The 3,252-nt window shown below is 51.7% G+C and carries 5 protein-coding genes; 3 read left to right on the forward strand and 2 right to left on the reverse strand.

Annotated elements, in window-relative coordinates; genetic code table 11:
- The coding region (locus VKV29_RS05545) for an ImmA/IrrE family metallo-endopeptidase (protein WP_324200311.1) at nucleotides 1-493 on the forward strand (493 nt) is incomplete at its 5' end.
- A gap of 2 nt (nucleotides 494-495) precedes the next feature.
- Nucleotides 496-1,116, forward strand: coding sequence for a hypothetical protein (locus VKV29_RS05550; RefSeq protein ID WP_324200312.1), 621 nt, complete (start codon nucleotides 496-498; stop codon nucleotides 1,114-1,116).
- A gap of 3 nt (nucleotides 1,117-1,119) precedes the next feature.
- On the opposite strand, the gene VKV29_RS05555 is transcribed toward VKV29_RS05550, so the two are convergent.
- Together VKV29_RS05555 and lepB are read right to left on the reverse strand one after the other, a co-directional pair.
- Complete coding sequence (locus tag VKV29_RS05555; RefSeq protein WP_324200313.1) at nucleotides 1,120-1,941, reverse strand: histidinol-phosphatase HisJ family protein; 822 nt, start codon at nucleotides 1,939-1,941, stop codon at nucleotides 1,120-1,122.
- A 66-nt stretch (nucleotides 1,942-2,007) separates the two neighbouring features.
- Nucleotides 2,008-2,514 carry a signal peptidase I gene (lepB, locus tag VKV29_RS05560; protein ID WP_324200314.1) on the reverse strand — a complete coding sequence of 169 codons (507 nt, stop codon included), beginning with the start codon at nucleotides 2,512-2,514 and terminating at the stop codon, nucleotides 2,008-2,010.
- 113 nt (nucleotides 2,515-2,627) lie between these two features.
- Here lepB and VKV29_RS05565 point away from each other — a divergent pair, with 113 nt between their 5' ends.
- Nucleotides 2,628-3,122, forward strand: a complete 495-nt coding sequence (locus tag VKV29_RS05565; protein WP_324200315.1) for a DUF4446 family protein — start codon at nucleotides 2,628-2,630, stop codon at nucleotides 3,120-3,122.
- Nucleotides 3,123-3,252: the final 130 nt, after the last annotated feature.

A 3,252-nucleotide genomic window follows, 5' to 3' on the forward strand; every position in this document is an offset into this window, starting at 1 on the left:
GCGGCCTGTTATTGTGTTATGTCAGCGAAAAGGCCCGGCTTGGCTTTTATTTCATCTTGCCCATGAGCTAGCTCATCTGAGCCTCGGGCATCTACAACGAACTGCTATTCGTGTAGACAATGAAGTCAAAACCGGTTCTGATGATTCTGAGGAGGAGATGGCTAACAACTTTGCACTCGAATTCCTCACCGATTCGCAGGAATTACAATTTGCTGAAGAGCTTCCTTCCGTGAAGCAGCTTACCACCGAAGCCTTGAAAATCGGCGCTGTCGCTAAAGTTGACCCCGGCTTGCTTGTCCTAGAATATGGTTATCGAAAGAGCAATTGGAAGTTGGTACAAAGTGCCTTGAAAAGGATTGAAAAATTGCAAGAGCCGTCCACCTCCGATCCTCCTAAACTTATTGTAGATCAAATTCGCCGCCACATTCCGTCAGATGATGGTTTTTCTGACATTGCAGATTATCTAATGCGAATTACTGCTGCGGAAAAATAGGTGTGCGCTGTTATATAGACACCGATATATTTTTAAAGCTTGTGGCTTTTAACCTGTTTGAAAGGATTTTGCAAGCTCTAGACATTCCTTTGGATAATGTATATTTTGGCCCAGAGACTTTATCGAAGTGTTCTCATGGTGAGAAAACCAAGCAGGTCTTTCGGGTAGAGATTTGGAAGAGAGCGTCGAAGTACGTAAAGAAATGCAAGCAGATAGTAGACGCGGTTGACCATGATGAATTAGCAGAGTTGGTGAAAGTGCCGGCCATCGATTCAGGGGAAGCCATACTTTTTGCTGCTACTAAAGGGCAACAAGATTTTTTGCTACTTACCGGTGATAAACGAGCATTATGTGCCCTTAAAAATCACTTTTTTGACCAGGAGGTTTATCAGCGACACGTCGGTAGAATAATTTGTCTGGAAACAGCTCTGCTACTGCTGGTTAAAAAAGATGGATTTGATGCCATACGTAATGATCTAAAGAAAGAACAGCACTGTGATACAGCTATCCGAACCGCCCTGACCGCAGAAGATAAACAACCCGGCAGTTTTGTGGCGAGTTTAACAGAGCTTGCTCAAAAGCTACAACAGGAAACCGAAGGCTTGCTTAAAGAACTGAGCTGAGACTCAGCTGTCTATAGAAAGCCTACGAGGTATCCTGTGTCGCCTATGCCATGTGCAGACCTGGGTGAAGCCCAGTTGCAACGCCATCTCTACAGCTCGAGGATAGGCATAGGCAAGCTGATCGGGATGGTGGGCGTCGGAGCCTATCGAGATATGCCGCCCCCCCTTCCGCGCATAGAGAGCGACCGTGGCCTCAAGAGGATAGGTTATGCCCAGCCCTTGATGCAGACCGGCGGTGTTAAGCTCCAAGGCGACACCGCGGGCGATCATCTCCTCGAAGAGAGCTTCCAGGAGGTCGCTATAGGCTGCCGGGTCGTAAGGCCCCCAGGCCGCTAAGCCACGCCGGTTTGCGTACTCCAAATGGGCCACCGCATCGAACAGCCCACTACGCACCGAATCGATTACGGCGACAAAGTAGTCGGAATAGGCCTGCTGCTGCGTTCGCCCTCGGTTGTATTCTGGAGTCATGATCATGACCCCATCCACATAATGGACGCTGCCCAACACAAAGTCAAACGCATAGGTTTCGAGAAAGGCCGCTATCGCCTCTTCAAAGCGTTTCTGATAGTCTATCTCCACTCCTGCACGAATGCGGAGCCGGTCGCCCCATACTTGGCGTGCGGCCTCTACCTCTCTAAGATAGGCATCGTAGTGGAAGTAGTCCACCACAGGGTCGCAGGGGTCGAAATCCTTATGTTCCGAAAAACCTATCTCCTCTAGGCCCAGCGCCACCGCGCGCTCGCAATGTTCGGCAATTGAGGCGCGGCCATCGTGAGAACGGAACGAGTGCACCTGGTAGTCTACGGCATAATAGCCAGCAATCATAAATAGCTTTCCTCCTCTTGCTGTAGGCGAATGGAACGTGCTAGAATGCTAAATCCTGTTCGGTCGTTAAGGTCGTGTGGAGGTGTAGGGTGGCGGAGGGCTGTTGACCACCACTCCAAGCACATCTTTTTCTGGGACGGGGCCGAAAACACGGCTGTCTTCCGAGACGGCAAGATTGTCGCCAAGCACCACAATATAGCCTTTAGGCACCGTTAGCTCTACCCGAGGCCCGTGCGGGGTTTGGACGATGTGTTGTTCGTAGTAGTCGGCAAGGCCATTGCGAAAGGCGAGGTCTTGAAGGTCTGGAAAGGAGTGCCCTAAAGGCTCACCGGGCAGACGGAAAATGCGCTTGATAATGACATCCCGTGCCTGGCGCACAAGCACAACTTCGTTGCGGCGAAGTTGTGGGCAAAAAGGGCCGCGACGCCAAACGAGCACGATCTGCCCGTTATGGTAGGTGGGCAGCATCGAATCGCCGTCTACGATGCTCAGGCGGAAAGTCAGCATAAAAAGAAGTACAATAACAAGAAATACGGCAACAAAAACGACTTGTCTGCGTGTGGAAGGCGACATGGAAGTTCCTCGAAAGCTCTTGTAGAGTATACCCTTGCTTGGCCTCTCTGGAGGTCTTGAGTTCTCCCCCCCGACACCATTAACTTTAGAAAAGGAGGAGCGAAAGGAGACACGTGTTTCACGCATTGATGCAACCTAACGTGGCGTCGTGGCTGATGCCCACTTTCCTCATCGGTTTTTCGCTGCTTGCGGTGGGCTTTGTAGTTACATTTCTCACCGTACGACGTATGGATAAGAGACTGAAGGCGTTTCTGCGCGGGCCCGATGGAGCCAGTTTAGAGCAGATGTTGGCCCACCAAGCTTGCGAGATCGAGCGCGTAGAACAGCGTATCGAGGCGGTGGAGCAGGCGGTGGGGGTGCTGCAGGCTCAGATGCCGACCTGCTTTCAAAAGCACGGCCTTGTACGCTATAATGCCTTTGAGAACGTCGGCGGCGAGCAAAGCTTTTCACTGGCTGTGCTCGACGGGCACAATAACGGTTATGTGCTGACGAGCGTGTATAGCCGTGCGGAGGTGCGCGTCTACGCCAAACGTGTGCAGAACGGGCGTGCGAGCCATCCTCTTTCGGACGAGGAGACACGCGCTCTGCAAGAAGCCTTAACTTTATGAGACCCTTGCGCCGGAGAAGAGGATGACCGACGCTGATGAACAACGACTGATTGAGCGCAGCAAAGAGGGCGATCGCCGCGCCTTCGATGCTTTGGTACGGATGCATGAAAAGCGCGTCTATAACTTGGCC

This window comes from Chthonomonas sp., from assembly GCF_035294165.1.
GTDB lineage: Bacteria > Armatimonadota > Chthonomonadetes > Chthonomonadales > Chthonomonadaceae > Chthonomonas.

Coding starts and splice junctions, on each gene's coding strand:
- VKV29_RS05555 (WP_324200313.1), bottom strand. CDS start 1,941: ATGATTGCTGGCTATTATGCCGTAGACTACCAGGTGCACTCGTTCCGT.
- lepB (WP_324200314.1), bottom strand. CDS start 2,514: ATGTCGCCTTCCACACGCAGACAAGTCGTTTTTGTTGCCGTATTTCTT.